This window comes from Lignipirellula cremea (genome assembly GCF_056501455.1).
This window is the reverse complement of the sequence record NZ_CM151415.1, coordinates 3,020,709-3,037,097: the sequence shown is the minus strand read 5'-3', so window position 1 is coordinate 3,037,097 and position 16,389 is coordinate 3,020,709. Positions and strand designations below refer to the sequence as shown.

Genomic DNA, 16,389 nt, shown 5'->3' with positions numbered 1-16,389 from the left:
AGCATATCGCGCCCGGAGGTCCGCCGCACGCGAAAAAGCGGCATCCTCTCCGGGTGGCGCTGGTTGACTTAACCAGCGTCCGCAAAGCGGATCGGAGGCCTCGGGAGCATGTCGAACCGATGGCGCCGGGTTCCATCGGGACTGATCGAATGGAGAATGTCTCGATCGTGCCGGCCGCGCTACATGGCCTCCGACGGGCTGCGCCCGCGCCGGTTGAGACAACCGGCGCCACCCGAAAAGCGCCGACGCCAAGGTTCCCCAGCGGCCCCCGCTTCGTTAACGGTTCGCGACCGGCCCTTGCTCGAATGCGACGCTGCAAGGTAAAAGCGACGATTCGTCGATCCTTCGCCGACGTTCCGTCGACCCTTCGCGCCGAACCGTCGATCGCTTCGCCTGCCCGCCGATCCAGAGTTCTTCCGTATGGCCGTCCTGCTGCAGATCAAAAACGCCTACAAGAGCTACGGGACGCAGGTCCTGCTGGAGGGGGCGGACGCGACGATTTCCGACGACGAAAAGGTCGGCTTCGTCGGCCGAAACGGCGCCGGGAAGAGCACCCTGCTCAAGATCCTGCTCGGCGACGAGGAACTCGATAAGGGGGAGATCGTCCGCCATCCCCGCCTGCAATTGGGCTACCTCCGCCAGCACGATCCGTTCGTGCCCGGCGAGACGTCGATCGAATTCCTGATGCGGGACAGCGGGCAGCCCGACTGGAAGTGCGGCGAAGTCGCGGGGCAATTCGAACTGAAGGGCCCCTACCTGGAGGGCCCCGTCGCGTCGCTCTCCGGCGGCTGGCAGACCCGTCTGAAGCTGGCGGCGCTGTTGCTGCATGAACCGAACCTGCTGCTGCTCGACGAACCGACGAACTTCCTCGACCTGCGCACGCAGATTCTGCTGGAGCACTTTCTGAAGGAACATCGCAGCGCCTGCATGGTCGTTTCGCACGATCGGGCGTTCCTGAAATCGACCTGCACGAAGACGCTCGACCTCTCCGCAGGCAAGCTCACGACCTTCCCCGGTCCGATCGACGCGTTCCTCGAATACCAGCAGGAGCGGATCGAGCACGATCGCCGCGTGAACGCCACGACGCTGGCCAAGCGCCGCGACCTGGAAGAGTTCATCGCCAAGAACAAGGCCCGCGCCAGCACCGCCACGCGGGCGAAGTCGAAGAGCAAGCAGCTCGAAAAGCTGGAACTGCTCGACATTCCCGCGGACGAGCCGACGGCGAAGATCCGTCCGCCGCAGGTCGAGCCGCGAAAGGGCCCGGTCCTGCGGTGCATCGACCTCGCGATCGGCTACGGCGACCGGAAGATCGCCAGCGGCGTCGATCTGGAGATCGAACATGGCTCCCGCGCGGCGATCGTCGGCGATAACGGCCAGGGCAAGACGACCTTCCTGCGCACGATCGTCGACAGCTTGCCCGCGCTGGCGGGCGAAGCGAAGTGGGGCTACGCCACCCGCCTCGGCGTCTACGCCCAGCACGTCTATACGAGCCTGACCGAAACGGGCACGGTCCTCGACTATCTGCATCACAAGGCCGAAGGGGGCACGACCGATCAGGCCGTGCTCGACATGGCGGGGGCGCTGCTCTTCCGCGGCGACGCGGTGAAAAAGAAGATCGCCGTCCTCTCCGGCGGCGAGCGGGCCCGACTCTGCCTGGCCGGGCTGCTGCTCGGCAAGTACACGGTCCTGGTGCTCGACGAACCGGGCAACCATCTCGACGTCGATACGATCGAAGCGCTTTCCGAAGCGCTGAAGGAATACAAGGGAACGGTGGTCTTCACCAGCCACGACCGGCACTTCGTGAAGACCATCGCCACGTGCGTGATCGAGGTCCGCGACGGCGGCGTCATCAACTATCGGGGCGGTTACGACGCTTACCTGTACGCTGTCGAGAAGGAAATCGCCGAAGGCGAACGCGAACGGGACGCGAAGCTGGCGAAGGTCCCTGCCGCTGCCGGGAAGGGACCTGCGAAAGCGGTCGCCGCGAAGGCTCCCGCCCGCAGCGAACGCGAGATCCGCAAGGAGATGTCGAACGTCGAACGGACGATCGCCCGGCTCGACGGCGAGCGGAAAAAGCTCGAAGCACAGTACCTCGAAACCCGCGACGCCGCCGTGGCGACGAAGCTGCATGCGGAGACCGCGGCCCTCGCGGCGCAGCTTACCGAGGCCGAGGAGCGCTGGCTCGTTCTGCAGCAGGAACTCGGCGACTTCGAATGATTCTTCGGCGAGCGGGGGCGTCAGCCCTCCGTGACAGGGGTTCGGGAGCGACCGATGAACGCAGGGGCAGGCGAACGGATCTGGCTCTGGTCCGCGCGGCTGGCTCCCTGCCTGGGGCTGCTCGTGTTCCTGGCGTTCGGATGGGAATCGCTGCCTCCCTGGTACTCTCCCGCAGATCGCGTATGGCGCCTGGAGCGCGGGGCGGCGCCGGTCGAGACCCTCGTCGAGATCCCGGTCGAGCGCGTCGAGGAGGCGCCGTCTGACAAGATCGCAGTCGATCGCGAAACGACCGACGTGGACGACGACCGATCGATGCTTGAGGAGCCGGCGATCGACGCGACCGTCGGCGCCGTCGTCGAAGCGCCGGCCGAAGCGGCTGACGGACCGGCGCTTTACTGGCTCAACCTGCGCTCGGGCGTACGACATAACGCGGACTGTCGCTACTTCGATCCCGCAGGCGACGGACGTTATTGCGGCGCCGACGAGGGTCGAGCCTGTCGGATCTGCGGCGGATGAGCGCGTCTTCGATTCTCGCCAGGGCTCATTCCAGGCGAGCGGGGTACGTCAGCCCTTCGTAAAACGCGCCTGCCGATGCAGAACGTTCCTGACGGCGCGCGGAATGCGTTCTGGTGGCGATCGGCTTCCGGTCGAGTAGACTGAACTCGTCGATCGAGCGAAGGCCCCAGCCGGATCGGGGTCAGGGCCGATCGCGGACGCGACGACGCGAAACGGAATCGCGGCGAGTTGCCCCGGCGGCAGCGCGCAGGTTCAGGACGAGGCGACGGACCCTCGCTGCTCGACGAGCGAATGCCTCGGAGCGAGTCGGCGAGTTCTCGAAGGTTGTGCGAGAGCCTTGAAAACCATGGACGACTTCCGCTTCTTCCCGGAACTGTTCGAGCGCCGGCAGGACGCGCTCTCCATCCTCGACGACGCCGGCTTCTACTGGCTCGCCGATTTCTCGTCGGTGGAAGCGCTGCACGAAACCTACGGCATCGAGATCACGGGCATCCCCGACGAGACGCTCGCCCGCGAAGCCCTTTCGGCGCTACGAAGCAGTTTCGCCGACTGGGAGCACGTCTCGCTCGTGCACCAGGACTGCGGTCGCGAGCCAGGCTGGAAGATCCGCATGCATCGCGACGAAGAGCGCGAACAGGCGAACCGGGATCACTTCTAAAGAGACGGGGGCGTTCTCCTCTTCTTCGTAGGGTGGGTCATTGACCCACCGTTTCTCGGATTCGACGGCCCATCGGAGGCGCGGACGGATCATCCGCTGGTGGGTCAATGACCCACCCTACGAGAGTAACCCCAGCCTCACCGCTCTTCGATGAGCAGGCGGCATTCCCGAAACGGCCAGAGGGGCGTCGCGCTGTCGTTCGCGATGTCTTCCTCCCGGCGGAGCGGCAGGAGCAGGACCTCGTTCCGCTCGGTCAGGAGGTCGTCGATGCGAAGCCGCACCGTTTCGGCGCCGCCCGCAGTTTCAGCCGCGAGTCGACCGTTGACGAAAATCCTTCCCGCGTAGCGGAGCCCGGTCCATTCAAGATAGACGGGCTGAGCGACGGCCAGATTCGTCGGTCGATTGAAGCAGCGCCGGCAGACGCCGGGAGCGAACGGCAGATCCTCCGTCTCCAGCCGGTCGAGTCGCACGCGCGTCCACGCGACCGTCGCCAGCGACGAACGACTCTCCGCGACGCCGAGATGCTGCGCCGGTTCGTCGGCCTGCGGCGCGATTTCCCACAGGCCGGCGAGCCGGATGACGTGAAGGCTCGTCGGCATGCCTGGGACGCGTCACTCGCCCGTGAAGTTCTGCACGACCGACATTTGTCGGATCTGTCGCGAGTTCGGCTCCATCACGCGGAGCGTCACCTGAATGCCGCGCATCGGGAACGGATAGGGAGGCGCCGTATCCCATTCGGCGAGTTCATCGACGACGCCGTTATTGTTGTCGTCGATGCCGTTCGTTCCGCCGTCCGGAATCCCGTCGCCGTTCTCGTCCCCTTCGGCGACGGTGATCGTCCCGTTGGAGTCGACGTCCCGCGCGTTCATTTCGTAGAACAGACTCCACGTGCAATACGTGCGATAGGCATACCGCGGCGCTCCCGATGCGAAGTAGGCCGGACTTACCAGCTTCGATTTGGTCTGGCCGTTCCCGGAAAACCATGTCGAATTCGTGCCGCTTAGCGGTACGTTCAGCGTCATGTCATAGCCGAGATCGACGAAGGCGCCTGTCTGTACGGAAACCGCGGCGCCGCCGCCAGGTCCCGCGCTCGCCAGGTATCCAGGATCCGAGGGCGTCATCGCGAACGAGTTCTCGTCAAGTCGCACGCTGGCCAGCGGATCGAAGGCCTTGACGTCAAACGCCAGAACCTCCGAAAGCAGCACGTCATTTCCGGTGAGATAACTCTCATCCAGGAGATCGGTCGGCGGAAGCCAGACAGGCCCGGGGGTGGGGCCATCGTTGGGGTCGCTGTTCAGCAACCATCCAGGAAAGGCGGGCAGCCGTTCACGGTCGATAGCAGGGTTCTGTTGCTGCAGATTGTCCGCATCGATCGGGTACAGGTTCGGGATGTTCGTTCGGAGATGGGCAAAGCGGTTCTCGCGCCGCGACAGGTCCGCGAGCGTGTTGCCTACGAAGCCAGTCGTGCTGTCGAAGCGAATCGACAGATCGTTCAGTTGATAGAACGTCTGCAGCCGGTACGTGAACGCGTCGTACGCGGGATAGGTCATTGTGTTAGGAAACTGGAACTGCGGCGACGTGAAGAACCCGTGCGTAAGGTCGGGCCGGATCAGGAGTGCCCGGCGATAGACGTTCACCCGCCCGTTCGGCAGGCGAACCGTCCAGATCGCGATTTCCGCGTACTTCGATTCGATCACCTGCGGCGCGCCGAGCGACCAAGTCCCGGCGGTCGAATCGAAGATCGACGGACGATAACGTCCGCGAAAGGGTTCGTCCGGGTTGTAGGCAGTGAACATCAGGACGTCGTCGATGTCCCCGCCCAGCGAAGTCTCTACAGGCACCGTCGAAGTGCCGTCGATCGCGGAAGTGCGCACGACGGGGTTATAGGTGTTCGCCCCGGAGTCGTACACCATCGCGATGCTGTCGGTACCCGGGCCTTCTAGATACTCGAAGTACCCCTGACCGTGACGATCGGCGAAGGGTCGTACGGGAGCCGTGGCGCAGGCGAGGTCGGTGTTGATCCGCCGGGCGGCGTTACGAAGCTGGCCGGCCAGTTCGATCGACGCTCGGCCGAAGCGTGCTTCCGACGCGACGTAGTCGAACATCTGCACGACGGCGTAGGTCAGGATCAGCGAGATCGTCGCCGCGATCAGAAGCTCCGTGATCGTGAAGCCCCCGCGCGCGAGCGTACGGGGTCGACCGCCGGAGAGTCGGGCAGACCCGCCGGAAAACCGAGCAGAATGGGGACGCATAGGACGCGCTCCGGATGAAAAGAACCGCGGGCGCAGAGTCGTCCGGCGATAACCGGGCCGTACCGCGCAATGAAAAGCGACAAGAATGACGCACTCTTATCTTCCCCCGCCGAAGGGAGGCGAACAAGTCGATCCGCCGATTTTGGCCCCCTCTTCATGGCTTCCGGCGATTTTTCGTTCCGTGCGTAAGGATCCCGCCGCCCCTCCGTCGAGTCCCCGACAGCCGCCGCCTGGCGGTCGACGCTTCCGTTCGCCTCCGGAATCCGACCATGTTTCTCCCGAAGCTTGCCTCCTGCGCGATCGCGGCCCTGTTTTCCGTCGGTTGCCTGGCCGTCGCCGCGGAACCCGTTTCCGAGGAAGTCGCCCGCGTGAAAGTCGGCGATCCGGCGCCGGCGTTTTCGCTCGAGAACCTGAAGGGAGAGCAGGTCTCGCTCGACCCGCTTCGAAAGAAAGGCCCTGTCGTCCTGATCGTGCTCCGCGGCTGGCCCGGCTATCAGTGCCCGCTCTGCACCCGACAGGTCGGCGAGTTCCTGGGCAAAGCGAAGCAGTTCCAGCAGGCGGGCGCTTCCGTCGCGATGGTCTACCCCGGACCGGCCGCGGACCTCGACGAGCATGCGCAGGAGTTCGTGCAGGGAACGACCTTCCCCGCGAACTTCCGTTTCGCGATCGATCCTGATTACGAGATGGTGGCCGCCTACGGCCTGCGCTGGGACGCGCCGAACGAGACGGCCTATCCCTCCACCTTCGTCATCGACGCCGACGGCAAGATCGTCTTCGCCAGGATCAGCGACGGCCACGGCGGAAGAACGAACGCCGACGAGGTTCTGAAGGCGCTGATGAAGAAGTGACGGTTCAGCGCCTTGAGCTTCCGCTTTCTCCTTCGGGTGGCACTGGCTCTGCCAGTGTCGTTCCATTCCGAGCGAGATGGATGGCTGGTTCTCGCTTCACACTGGCAGAGTCAGCGCCACCCTAGCAGCCCGTTGATTTTCGCCCTGCCTGCGCTATCCTCGCGTGATCTCGACGCGGGGGAGGAATCGCGATGGGCTTGGGCAAGCGGAAGCGGGAGACGCAGGGGACGTTCTGGGTTCCGACGGACAAGCTGGGGAGCGGTCCGCGAAACGTCTTCTACGACCGTCTGAACGGGCTGCTGGCCGAGATCGAATTCGACGGACGGCTCGAAGAGGCGGCCGCTCCGTACTACGAAACGACGGGGCGAAAGAGCCTGGCGCCGGGCGTCTACTTCCGGATGCTGTTCATCGGTTACTTCGAGGGGATCGACAGCCAGCGCGGCATCGCCTGGCGCTGCGACGACAGTCGCTCGCTGGCCCGTTTCCTGGGCTTCGGTCCCGGCGAGGAGACGCCGGACCATTCGACGCTCACGCTGACGCGAAACCGGCTGCCGCTGGAGATCCATCAGCTCGCGTTCGACCTGGTTCTCGGCCTCTGCCACGAGAAGGGTCTGCTCAAGGGCAAAACGCTCGGCGTCGACGCCAGCGATCTCGAAGCGAACGCTTCGATGAAGTCGATCGTCCGCCGGGAGAACGGCGACGACTGGCAGGAGTACGTTCGCAAGCTCTACGAAGCCGAAACGGGCGTAAGCGACCCGGACGACGAGGAGCTGCGCCGCTTCGACAGGAAGCGGAAGGACAAGAAGGTCTCCAACGACGAGTGGGTCAATCCGCACGATCCCGACGCTCGGATCGGGAAGATGAAGGACGGTCGCACGCATCTCAAGTACAAGGTCGAACACGCCGTCGATCTGGAGACGGACGTGATCGTCGCGGCGGAAGTCTACGAAGGGACCGCCGGCGACTGCCGGACGATCGAAGATACCGTGAACGCCGCGCGAACGAACCTGCGCGAGGCGGGCACGGGCTGCGACGTGGAAGAGGTCGCGGCGGACAAGGGCTATCACAGCGAAGAGTCGCTCGACCGGCTGCAGCACGAGACGCACGTGCGGACGTATATTCCGCAGCCGAAGCGAGCGAAGTCTCGGAAGCGAAAACGCAAGCCGCCGAGTCGTCAGGCGGCCTATCGTCGCAATCGCCGGAACGCGCGCGGACGTCGCGGTCGCAGGCTGCAGCGTCTACGAAGCGAGAAGGTCGAGCGGACGTTCGCGCACGTGCTCGAAACGGGCGGCGGCAGGAGAACCTGGCTTCGCGGGCTGGCCAAGATCCGCAAGCGCTACCTCGTCGCCGCCGTCGCTTACAACTTGGGACGGATCCTGCGCCAACTCCTCGGCGCCGGTAAGCCGAAACAGTTCGGAGAACTGGGAGCAGCGCTTTCCGCCGCGTTTGGGCTCTCCAGCTTCGCTGATTTCGCCGTCGGATCGCATCGAGCGATCTTAAGCATCTCGGTCGCCGTCCGGCTCCCGCTCCTGATGCCTCGACGCTCAGCGACCTTTTGAACGCTCAGGCTCTCGCGAACAGGGAAATCAACGGACTGCTAGAAGAGCCGAACCGAGGCAGTATGCACCCCTGCTCTACAGCGCTGCCCGGCGGCCGGGGTGGATGCGACCGACGTGGGGCAGGTTCGGGTCGGGCAGTTTCTTCCCGGGCGAGAGCGAGCCGTACGGGTTGAAGGCGTCGCGCAGGCGACGCATCACGTCGATGTCGTCCGGCGTGAAGGAGGCCGCGATCAGGTTCAGCTTCTCGACGCCGATGCCGTGCTCGCCCGTTACGCAGCCGCCGCAGGCGATGCACTCCCGCAGGATGGCGTCGCTGGCGGCGAGCGCCCGTTCGATCGCCGACTCGTCGCGATCGTCGAACAGCAGGATCGGGTGAATGTTGCCGTCGCCTGCGTGGAAGACGTTCACGATCCGCACGTCGAAGCGCTGAGCCGCTTCTCCGATGAACCGCAGGATGTGCGGCAGCTTCGTTCGGGGAACGACGCCGTCCTGCGTGCAGAAGCTGGGGCTCAGGCGACCGATCGCGCCGAAGGCCTGCTTGCGACACTTCCAGAGTTTCTGCCGTTCGGTCGGCGTGACCGCGGTGCGTATCTCGCGCACGCCCCGGCGACGGAAGATCTCCTCGATGCGGGCCATCTGCCGGTCGAGGCTGGCCGACGGACCGTCGACTTCGACGAACAGGATCGCCTCCGCGTCGAGCGGGAAGCCATGATGAAAGGCCTCCTCGACTGCGCGAATGATGCCGCGGTCCATCATCTCCAGCGCCGCGGGCAGCATCCCTTCGGCGATGACGTCGGTCACGGCCTCGGTCGCGTCGTCGAGCCGGTCGAAGATCCCCATCGCCGTGCGGAACGATTCCGGATCGGGCGTGAGGCGAACCCAGATCTTCGTCACGATGCCGAGCGTCCCCTCGCTGCCGACGATCGGACCGAGCAGGTCGATGCCGGGGCCCTCCTCCGTCGGACTGCCGATCATGACGACCTGGCCGTCGGGAAGCACCATCTCCACGGCCAGAACGTGATCGGCGGTGACGCCGTACTTCAGCGTGTGGGGGCCGCCCGAATTCGTGGCGACGTTCCCGCCGACCGTGCAGGCGCCCTGGCTGGAAGGATCCGGCGCGTAGTGAAACCCGGTCCCCTTCAGCGCCTGGGTCAGGTGGACGTTCACGACGCCGGGCTGCACACGGGCGAAGCGATCCTCGACGCGGATCTCTTCGATCGCCTTCATCCGCGTGAAGCAGACCGTCACGCCGCCGCCGAGCGGCAACGTCCCGCCCGACAGGCTGGTCCCGGCGCCGCGCGGCACGAGGGCGATCTTCCGCTCCCGGCAGAAATCGACCAGTCGCACGACGTCGGCGGTCGATTCCGGAAAGACGACCGCTTCAGGCCGGTTCCGTTCGAGCGTGAAGCCGTCGCACTCGTACACGACGAGCAGCGACGGATCGATCAGCGTCTGCTCCGGACCGAAGAGCCTCGCCAGTTCGTGCAGCCAGGATAGGGAGGCGACGGCCAAGGGTGCGAAGCGAGGAGAGAGCAGAACGTAGAAAGGAGAGCCGCTCTCACGGCGTCGGCGGGACGACCCGATCGACGGCGGACCAGCCGCATTCCTTGTGCGTGCCGTCGCAGAACGGGCGCCGCTTCGACTGACCGCAACGGCAGAGGGCGACGGCCTTCTTCTCGCTGGAGATCACGTACTCGGCGCCGTCCGCATCGATGATCCGGCAGGGACCTTCCACCACGAGCGGGCCATGATCCCGCAATCGAATCGTCACGCCATCCATCGCGTCATCCCCAGTGCGTGTCGCACTCACGTGTAGCGTGCCCGGCGACTTGAATCGTCGCGAAAACGGCGCTCAAGCCGTTACGGTTCGCGGTAAACGCTCTATCGAGCGAGTTAGATTTCTCGCCCGTAGTATGGCGATGGCGCTGCGGAGCGACAACCGTCGGGCTTACCGGAAGGCAGGGCTTATCGATCAGGGAGCGGGCGCGGCGTCGGCGGGAACCGCTTCGATCTCAGGCGTGGCCGAAGATCGCGTCAGCGGCCGCTCCGCCGCGAACAGGATCACCCGCACGCGCTGCGGCGCGGGCGCGAACTTCCCCTGCTGCATGGGTCGATCTTCCGGAGCGGCGAAGTTCGTCCCCATCTGCTGGCTCTCCTTCGCGAAGGTCTGCTCTGCCAGCTCTTCCATACGGTTCGCCTTGCCCACCCCTTCGCTTGCGTTCGCGATCGATGGGTCGGCGGCAACTGGGTCGAGAGGCGCCGGGTCGAGAGGCGCCGTGGCGGCTTCCGCCGGCGGCGGAGGCGTCGACTCGTCTGCAAGCGCTGGCGAAGGCGAGGGGGCAGGAGGATCGGGCCGGCCGGCCATCGGCGCGGCAGGTCGCGGCTCAGGCGGGGCGACGCCGGCCGATTCGCTTTCCGCGCCGATCGGGCCGCTCTGCGGCGCCGCTGCCCCTTCCGCAAGCGAAGCTCCGCCCAGGGCCCGGGCGAGATCGGTCGCCGGCGCCGGCCCGGCGGCAGGCATCGTCACGGGGGGCGCTCCGTTCGAAGCCGCTTCCGAACTCGGTTCGCCTGGCGCAAGCTGGCCCGCCTGAGACGCGGCTGCCTGAATGGCCGCAGCCTGCGGAGCCTCGGCGGACGGACCTCTCACCGACGGCATGCCACTCGGCGCTGAACCATACGGCGAAGCCTCTCCGCCGATTCCGCCGCCGAAGCCGCCGCCTAGGCCTCCCATGCCTCCGCCTGAGCCGAAGCTGCCGGCCAGCATTCCGTTCGACGGAGCGCCTTCCGCGAGCGAGCCACGCGCCATGCCGTCATCGAAGAAGAACGCCTCGATCCGGTCGATCGGCGACGCGCCAACTCCCAACGCGAGCGCCTCCGGCAATGCGTCGTCCGCCGCACTGCGATCGTCTCGTGCAGCGTCGTCCTTACGATCTTCGCTGCGACGGGGAGGCTGCTCCTCGCCGGTCACGAGCTTTCGCTGCATCCGCGACTCGACCTCGTTCAGTCGACGCGACCGTTCGTAGTGGGAACGGCTGGTCGCGTCATCGACCCGTTCGACCAGACGGACGAGACCTCGCGACCGGTCGCGCGACAGAACTTCCAGCGCCTCGGCGACATGCTCCGGCGAGCCTTCCAGCACGAGGGCGGGTGCGCTCCCTGCTGCGAACGAATCGTCCATCGCGTGCCATTCAGCGCCGTCTGCCTGCAACCCCGGGCGATCCGCGAAGGCGCTCATCTGCCGCACGACGCCGAGAACCTGGTCGGTCGAAAGTCGATCGCTCGTCGAATCCCAGACCCCGACGTACGTGGCGAAGCGAGCGCTATCCGCTTCGAGCGAACCTTCCCGCGCGAGCGTCTCATCCTCCGTTCGATCGGCGGACGGGTCGATTTCCAGGCGAACATCGGGAGCCACTCCGCTCGCCGCTTCGGCCTGTTTCTCCGACTTCTTCTGCCGCAGGCTTTCCGCGTCCGACACGCCTGCGGTGGTGAGCGGCGGGCCCGGGATCGGCGGAACAGGGCCGCTTCGAGAGAAGCGCGGTTCGCCTCCGACGCCGCCCGACCCGCTCGACGCGAAGTCCGGCATCGCATCCGCATTGCCGCGCGGCGGACTCGCGAACGCCGGCACGGCGCCGTACGCGTCGTCGGCTTCGGAGCGCTCCTTATCCGAGGCACGTTCATCCGTGGCGAACTCGACCCCCGCGCCCGCAGACGGCGCTTGGTCGGCATGCATTTCCAGAGTCGTCGCGTCCGTTGCGAAGACCGCAGAGCTTCTGGCCGCGGGAGAGCTCGTGGTCACAGGCGCCGCCGCATCACCCACGTCGTAGGCGACGTCCGCCGGCTCGTAGGCGACGTCCGCCGGCGAAAGAATCTGCGCCGACCAGCCGATCACGATGCCGAGCGTTCCTGCCGCCACGCCGACGCCGGCCGTCAGCCAGAGGTGTCGGTACCGCGAGTAGCCGTCGCCGCGGGACCGATCGAGCGAAGCGGGCATCGGACCGCCGGCAGCGCCCGACGCGGGCGTCTCTGCGTCGGGAAGGACCGACGGGATCGTAGCGACCGGCGCTTTCGTCGCCCCGTCAGGCTTCCCGGCCCAATCCGGCTGCGCCGTGACGAGTCGCTGTTTCAGCCGCGCGCTCCAGTCGGTATCCAGCTTCGGCGCCGGCAGCGCGCGGAGTTCTTCCCGCAGGTGGCGATACTCCTCCAGCGCCTGGCGATGTTTCGGATCGGCGAGCAGACGCTCGACGACGACGCTCTCCTCCGGCGTCGTTTCGTCGTCGAAGTAGGCGCTGATTAATTCGTCGTTAGACGGACGGTCCATGGGGTCGTTCGCGTTCGCGTCGCCGCGGGAGGAATGGCGACGCTGAGGGTCGCAGACTGTTCGCTGCGAATTCGGATGTCGGTAGGTAAGGAACGATCAGCAGAATGGACTACGGCGCCGCGTCGCCGAGGACGGCGTGCGAGAGCGCATCGCGAAGTTGCGAACGGGCCCGGTGGAGACGGCTTCGTACGGTTCCGACCGGCAGGTTCAGCATTTCCGAGATCTCCTCGTAGCAGAAACCGTCGATCTCCCGCAAAACGAGGATCGAGCGGTGCTCGTCGGAGAGATTCGACAGCGCCTGATGCACCTGGCCGACTCGCTCCTCGCGAAGCATGCGTCCCTCGGGTCGTTCGCCCGGATCGGCAGGATCGACGCCGTCGACGTCGGGCCCGCGATCGAGCGACATGGTCGGTCGCACGCGTCGGCGGCGACTGACGAACTGGTTGATCGCGATGCGGTAAAGCCAGGTATAGAACCGGCTGCCGCCGCGAAACGTATCGAGTTTCAGGTAGGCCTGCAGGAACGTTTCCTGCAGCACGTCCTCGGCTTCCTCGGCGCAGCCCGACATGTGCGTCAGCGCATGAAAGAGCCGCTGCTGATGCCGATGGACCAGCTTCTCGAAAGCGTCGGCGTCCCCGCGGAGCGTTTCGCGGATCAGGCGACCGTCGTCGGACTCGTCGGCGCTCATCGTTGGTTTCGACGCAAAGTTCGGCCCCCAAGTTCCGGACGCGACGCAGGTCCGGAGAAATTTCGCTGCCGCCGCTTCGTCAGAAGAGGCCCTGCGACCGGTTCGCCTCGCTCCGCTGGAACCGCGTTCCCCCGGAGATCTCGTGCGTCTGAACCGTCGCGACGGCGAAATACGTCCGTGCCGGTTCATCTTCCCTGCCCCGCCGTCGGGCGTCAAACAGGGCGCCTCCGCGTCGGCAGGGACGGCCTTCCGTCCCTCGAACGCTCGCCGGCGACCTTTCGCGGCATGCCGGTCGGTGCGCACCGGCACGAAATTAGTTCGCTCGAATCGGAGAAATCTGCTGCACGGATCGCGGTCGATTGCCTGAGCGAGGCCCAACCGGCGCTTCCAGCAAAAGCGGCAAGGTCTACTTCTCCACCCTCCGCCCCCTATCTGTTACGCTCTAGCGGCGTCATCGTGGTCCGCGAATCCGTTTCCTGTCCCGGCGAGCCGGCACAAGCGCCCTTCCGTCGGGGCGAATTCGCGGCGAATCGGGCCACGACCGGCGCGTTCGGCGCAGACCGTCCTCTCGCAGGGATAGGAAGCGAAGGGCGCCGGAGCTACCGATAATAGAGGAATCAGCGCGACGGCCGTGCGACCAGGGAGGCGACGGGCTCCTCGAAAGCCCGTTCCGGCCGAACGCTGACGGACCGCGATCGATTCTGGACGGAGCTACGCATGATTCGCTTTCCGATGGGTATCAAGGCCTCCTCCGCCGCCGCTGGCGGCGCCACTCAGGAAATCGATCCCGCTTCCGTGACTGCCGCCCAACATCCGGTCTTACAGCTCAACTACAGCATGCCCTACGGGGCCTTGCTGCACGATCACGGCGTGCAGTTCGTACTGTTCAGCAGGTCCGCGACCGCCGTGCGTCTGCTCCTTTATGACGAAGTCGGCGATCTCGAACCGTCGGAGACGATCGAGCTCGATCTCGAAACGGATCGCTGGGGCTACGTCTGGAGCCGCTTCGTCCCCGGCATCGGTCAGGGGCAACTCTACCATTATCAGGTCGACGGCCCCTGGGATCCCGATCACGGCATGCGCTTCGACGGTCGCGCGCGGCTGATCGATCCCTATGCCAAGGCGCTGGCCGGGACCTACCTCAAGTCGCCGGACGGCATCCCCCGCCCGCCGAAGTGCGTGGTCGTGGACGACGCGTTCGACTGGGCCGGCGATCGGCATCTCCGCCGTCCGATGTCCGAGACGATCATCTACGAGATGCACGTCCGGGGCTTCACGAAGCATGCCAGCTCCGGCGTCTCCCGACCCGGGACGTACCTGGGCCTGATCGAGAAGATCCCCTATCTCAAGTCGCTCGGCGTCACCGCGGTCGAGCTAATGCCGGTCCATGAATTCCCGATCATGGACCTCTGGGGGAACAAGCAGGAACGGCCCAACTACTGGGGCTACGACACGATGGCCTTCTTCTCGCCCCATCGCGGCTACGCGTGGAGCAAGGAAGTCGGCGCGCAGGTCAATGAGTTCAAGGAGATGGTGAAGGCCCTGCACCAGGCGGGGCTGGAGGTGATCCTCGACGTCGTCTTCAACCACACCTGCGAAGGGAACGAGCACGGCCCCACGCTGAGCTTCAAGGGCCTGGAGAACCAGGTCTATTACATGCTCCAGGACGGGGGCAAGTATTACCGCAACTATTCTGGCTGCGGAAATACGGTCAACGGAAATCATCCCATCGTCCGGGAGATGATCTTCCACTGCCTGCGCTACTGGGTTCACAACTTCCACATCGACGGCTTCCGGTTCGACCTGGCTTCGATCCTGAGCCGCGATCGGAACGGCAACCTCGTCGCGAGCCCCCCGCTGCTGGAAAGCATCGGCGAAGACCCGCTCCTCGCGGATACCAAGATCATCGCGGAAGCGTGGGACGCCGCCGGCGCGTATCAGGTCGGCTGCTTCGGCGATCTCCGCTGGGCCGAGTGGAACGGTCGTTATCGCGACGACGTTCGCCGGTTCTGGAAGGGCGACCGGGGACTGCGCGGCGCGTTCGCGACGCGGCTCGCCGGGTCGAGCGACCTGTACCAGTACGGCGGGCGCCATCCCTACTGCAGCATCAACTTCGTGACGTCGCACGACGGCTTCACGATGAACGACCTGGTCAGCTATCGGGAGAAGCACAATCTCGCCAACGGCGAGAGCAATCGCGACGGCGACAACAACAATCACAGCGACAACTACGGCGTCGAAGGGCCGACGCGTCGCAAGATGATCGAGGAGCTCCGCGTCCGGCAGATCAAGAACATGCTGGGCACGCTCCTTTTGTCGCAGGGCGTCCCGATGGTCGTCATGGGCGACGAATGTCGCCGCACGCAGAAGGGCAATAACAACGCCTATTGCCAGGACAACGACATCTCCTGGATGAACTGGGACTTCGTCGACAAGCATGCCGACGTCGTCCGCTACGTCCAGGCGCTGACGAAATTCCGCAGCGAGAACCAGGCCATCCGTCAGGAGTTCTTCCTGACCGGCGCGCCGCTCGAAGGCGAGAAGATGCCGGACGTCGGCTGGTACTCGAACCTCGGCACGGCGATCGACTGGAACAGCGACGAACTGAGCCTGAGTTGCATCTTCTCCGCTCCGCGCGACGAAGCGACGGGCAAGACGAAGGGTCGTCACGTCCTGATCATGGTCAACGCCATGCCGGTCGGACGGGAGTTCGTCTTCCCGCCGATCGCCAAGGGCCAGCCCTGGCGGCTGTTCCTGGATACGTCCGCCGCATCGCCGTCCGACGTCTTCCCGGATTACGACGGACCGAAGCCCCCCTCGACGCTCCGCCTGACGCTGCCGCACCATACGCTGTGCGTCTACGTGTCGAACGGGGACGAGAGCTGACGACGAGAATGCAACCCGTTCCGCGCGGCGCGGAACGGCGGAGAGCCGGCGTTGTGGAAGACGCTTGACCAAATCGCGACGACGATCATCACGTCGCCCGGGACTGCGGTCGTCGCATTCCTGGCCGGCTGGCTCGTCTGCGGAGCGATCCTCGACCTCGTTCTACGACGCGCTCGATATCTCCTGGCAATACGCGCCTTCTCGTTCGCCGGCGCGATCGCGGTAGCTGCGATCGCTGGGTGGTTCGGCTGGGCCCGGCACCGACTGTGGCGCGCTGGCGATTGGACGGACCCGCCGCAGACTTTTCCTTATCCTGATGCCCTGATGTTGCACTGGGTCGAAGCGCTGCGGATCCCGCCTCCGCCGGGGTTCCTGGATATCCACTCCGGGCTATACCGGGTCGACTTCCGTCTCTTCGTGATTATCACGGTCGGCTGGCTTCTCGTC

General features: G+C 65.6%; 12 protein-coding genes. 6 read left to right on the top strand and 6 right to left on the bottom strand.

Going from position 1 to position 16,389, the window contains the following annotated elements; translation table 11 throughout:
* Positions 1 to 420: 420 nt before the first annotated feature.
* From SH602x_RS11910 to SH602x_RS11900, 3 genes are all read left to right on the top strand, one after another.
* Positions 421 to 2,217 carry an ABC-F family ATP-binding cassette domain-containing protein gene (locus tag SH602x_RS11910; RefSeq protein WP_479476996.1) on the top strand — a complete coding sequence of 599 codons (1,797 nt, stop codon included), beginning with the start codon at positions 421 to 423 and terminating at the stop codon, positions 2,215 to 2,217.
* 54 nt (positions 2,218 to 2,271) lie between these two features.
* Entirely contained in the window at positions 2,272 to 2,733 is a 462-nt protein-coding gene (locus SH602x_RS11905) for a hypothetical protein (protein ID WP_479476995.1), read from the top strand.
* A gap of 346 nt (positions 2,734 to 3,079) precedes the next feature.
* The gene (locus SH602x_RS11900) at positions 3,080 to 3,391 is read left to right on the top strand and encodes a hypothetical protein (RefSeq protein ID WP_479476994.1); all 312 of its coding nucleotides are present in this window, start codon (positions 3,080 to 3,082) and stop codon (positions 3,389 to 3,391) included.
* A 137-nt stretch (positions 3,392 to 3,528) separates the two neighbouring features.
* Here SH602x_RS11900 and SH602x_RS11895 read toward each other — a convergent pair whose 3' ends face one another.
* Together SH602x_RS11895 and SH602x_RS11890 are read right to left on the bottom strand one after the other, a co-directional pair.
* Positions 3,529 to 3,990 (bottom strand): hypothetical protein, encoded by a 462-nt coding sequence (locus SH602x_RS11895; protein WP_479476993.1) that lies wholly within the window; start codon positions 3,988 to 3,990, stop codon positions 3,529 to 3,531.
* A gap of 12 nt (positions 3,991 to 4,002) precedes the next feature.
* The gene (locus SH602x_RS11890; protein ID WP_479476992.1) at positions 4,003 to 5,643 is read right to left on the bottom strand and encodes a PulJ/GspJ family protein; all 1,641 of its coding nucleotides are present in this window, start codon (positions 5,641 to 5,643) and stop codon (positions 4,003 to 4,005) included.
* A gap of 269 nt (positions 5,644 to 5,912) precedes the next feature.
* On the opposite strand from SH602x_RS11890, the gene SH602x_RS11885 reads away from it, so the two are divergent.
* Complete coding sequence (locus SH602x_RS11885; protein ID WP_479476991.1) at positions 5,913 to 6,491, top strand: peroxiredoxin family protein; 579 nt, start codon at positions 5,913 to 5,915, stop codon at positions 6,489 to 6,491.
* A gap of 191 nt (positions 6,492 to 6,682) precedes the next feature.
* Positions 6,683 to 8,050 carry a transposase gene (locus tag SH602x_RS11880; RefSeq protein ID WP_479472661.1) on the top strand — a complete coding sequence of 456 codons (1,368 nt, stop codon included), beginning with the start codon at positions 6,683 to 6,685 and terminating at the stop codon, positions 8,048 to 8,050.
* Between the two features lie 75 nt (positions 8,051 to 8,125).
* Here SH602x_RS11880 and SH602x_RS11875 read toward each other — a convergent pair whose 3' ends face one another.
* The 4 genes from SH602x_RS11875 to SH602x_RS11860 form a co-directional block, all read right to left on the bottom strand.
* Positions 8,126 to 9,562 (bottom strand): FAD-binding oxidoreductase, encoded by a 1,437-nt coding sequence (locus SH602x_RS11875; protein ID WP_479476990.1) that lies wholly within the window; start codon positions 9,560 to 9,562, stop codon positions 8,126 to 8,128.
* 46 nt (positions 9,563 to 9,608) lie between these two features.
* The gene (locus SH602x_RS11870) at positions 9,609 to 9,830 is read right to left on the bottom strand and encodes a CDGSH iron-sulfur domain-containing protein (RefSeq protein ID WP_479468238.1); all 222 of its coding nucleotides are present in this window, start codon (positions 9,828 to 9,830) and stop codon (positions 9,609 to 9,611) included.
* 192 nt (positions 9,831 to 10,022) lie between these two features.
* Positions 10,023 to 12,368, bottom strand: coding sequence for an RseA family anti-sigma factor (locus SH602x_RS11865; RefSeq protein ID WP_479476989.1), 2,346 nt, complete (start codon positions 12,366 to 12,368; stop codon positions 10,023 to 10,025).
* 109 nt (positions 12,369 to 12,477) lie between these two features.
* A complete protein-coding gene (locus SH602x_RS11860; RefSeq protein ID WP_479468240.1) occupies positions 12,478 to 13,056 on the bottom strand; it encodes a sigma-70 family RNA polymerase sigma factor in 579 nt (192 codons plus the stop codon).
* Between the two features lie 837 nt (positions 13,057 to 13,893).
* On the opposite strand from SH602x_RS11860, the gene glgX reads away from it, so the two are divergent.
* Positions 13,894 to 15,942, top strand: coding sequence for a glycogen debranching protein GlgX (gene glgX / locus SH602x_RS11855; protein WP_479477106.1), 2,049 nt, complete (start codon positions 13,894 to 13,896; stop codon positions 15,940 to 15,942).
* Positions 15,943 to 16,389 lie beyond the last annotated feature (447 nt).

Bases quoted from the DNA above. Each gene is read 5' to 3' on its own strand.
- SH602x_RS11910 (WP_479476996.1), top strand. From the start codon at position 421: ATGGCCGTCCTGCTGCAGATCAAAAACGCCTACAAGAGCTACGGGACG.
- SH602x_RS11905 (WP_479476995.1), top strand. From the start codon at position 2,272: ATGAACGCAGGGGCAGGCGAACGGATCTGGCTCTGGTCCGCGCGGCTG.
- SH602x_RS11900 (WP_479476994.1), top strand. From the start codon at position 3,080: ATGGACGACTTCCGCTTCTTCCCGGAACTGTTCGAGCGCCGGCAGGAC.
- SH602x_RS11895 (WP_479476993.1), bottom strand. From the start codon at position 3,990: ATGCCGACGAGCCTTCACGTCATCCGGCTCGCCGGCCTGTGGGAAATC.
- SH602x_RS11890 (WP_479476992.1), bottom strand. From the start codon at position 5,643: ATGCGTCCCCATTCTGCTCGGTTTTCCGGCGGGTCTGCCCGACTCTCC.
- SH602x_RS11885 (WP_479476991.1), top strand. From the start codon at position 5,913: ATGTTTCTCCCGAAGCTTGCCTCCTGCGCGATCGCGGCCCTGTTTTCC.
- SH602x_RS11880 (WP_479472661.1), top strand. From the start codon at position 6,683: ATGGGCTTGGGCAAGCGGAAGCGGGAGACGCAGGGGACGTTCTGGGTT.
- SH602x_RS11870 (WP_479468238.1), bottom strand. From the start codon at position 9,830: ATGGATGGCGTGACGATTCGATTGCGGGATCATGGCCCGCTCGTGGTG.
- SH602x_RS11865 (WP_479476989.1), bottom strand. From the start codon at position 12,368: ATGGACCGTCCGTCTAACGACGAATTAATCAGCGCCTACTTCGACGAC.
- SH602x_RS11860 (WP_479468240.1), bottom strand. From the start codon at position 13,056: ATGAGCGCCGACGAGTCCGACGACGGTCGCCTGATCCGCGAAACGCTC.
- glgX (WP_479477106.1), top strand. From the start codon at position 13,894: ATGCCCTACGGGGCCTTGCTGCACGATCACGGCGTGCAGTTCGTACTG.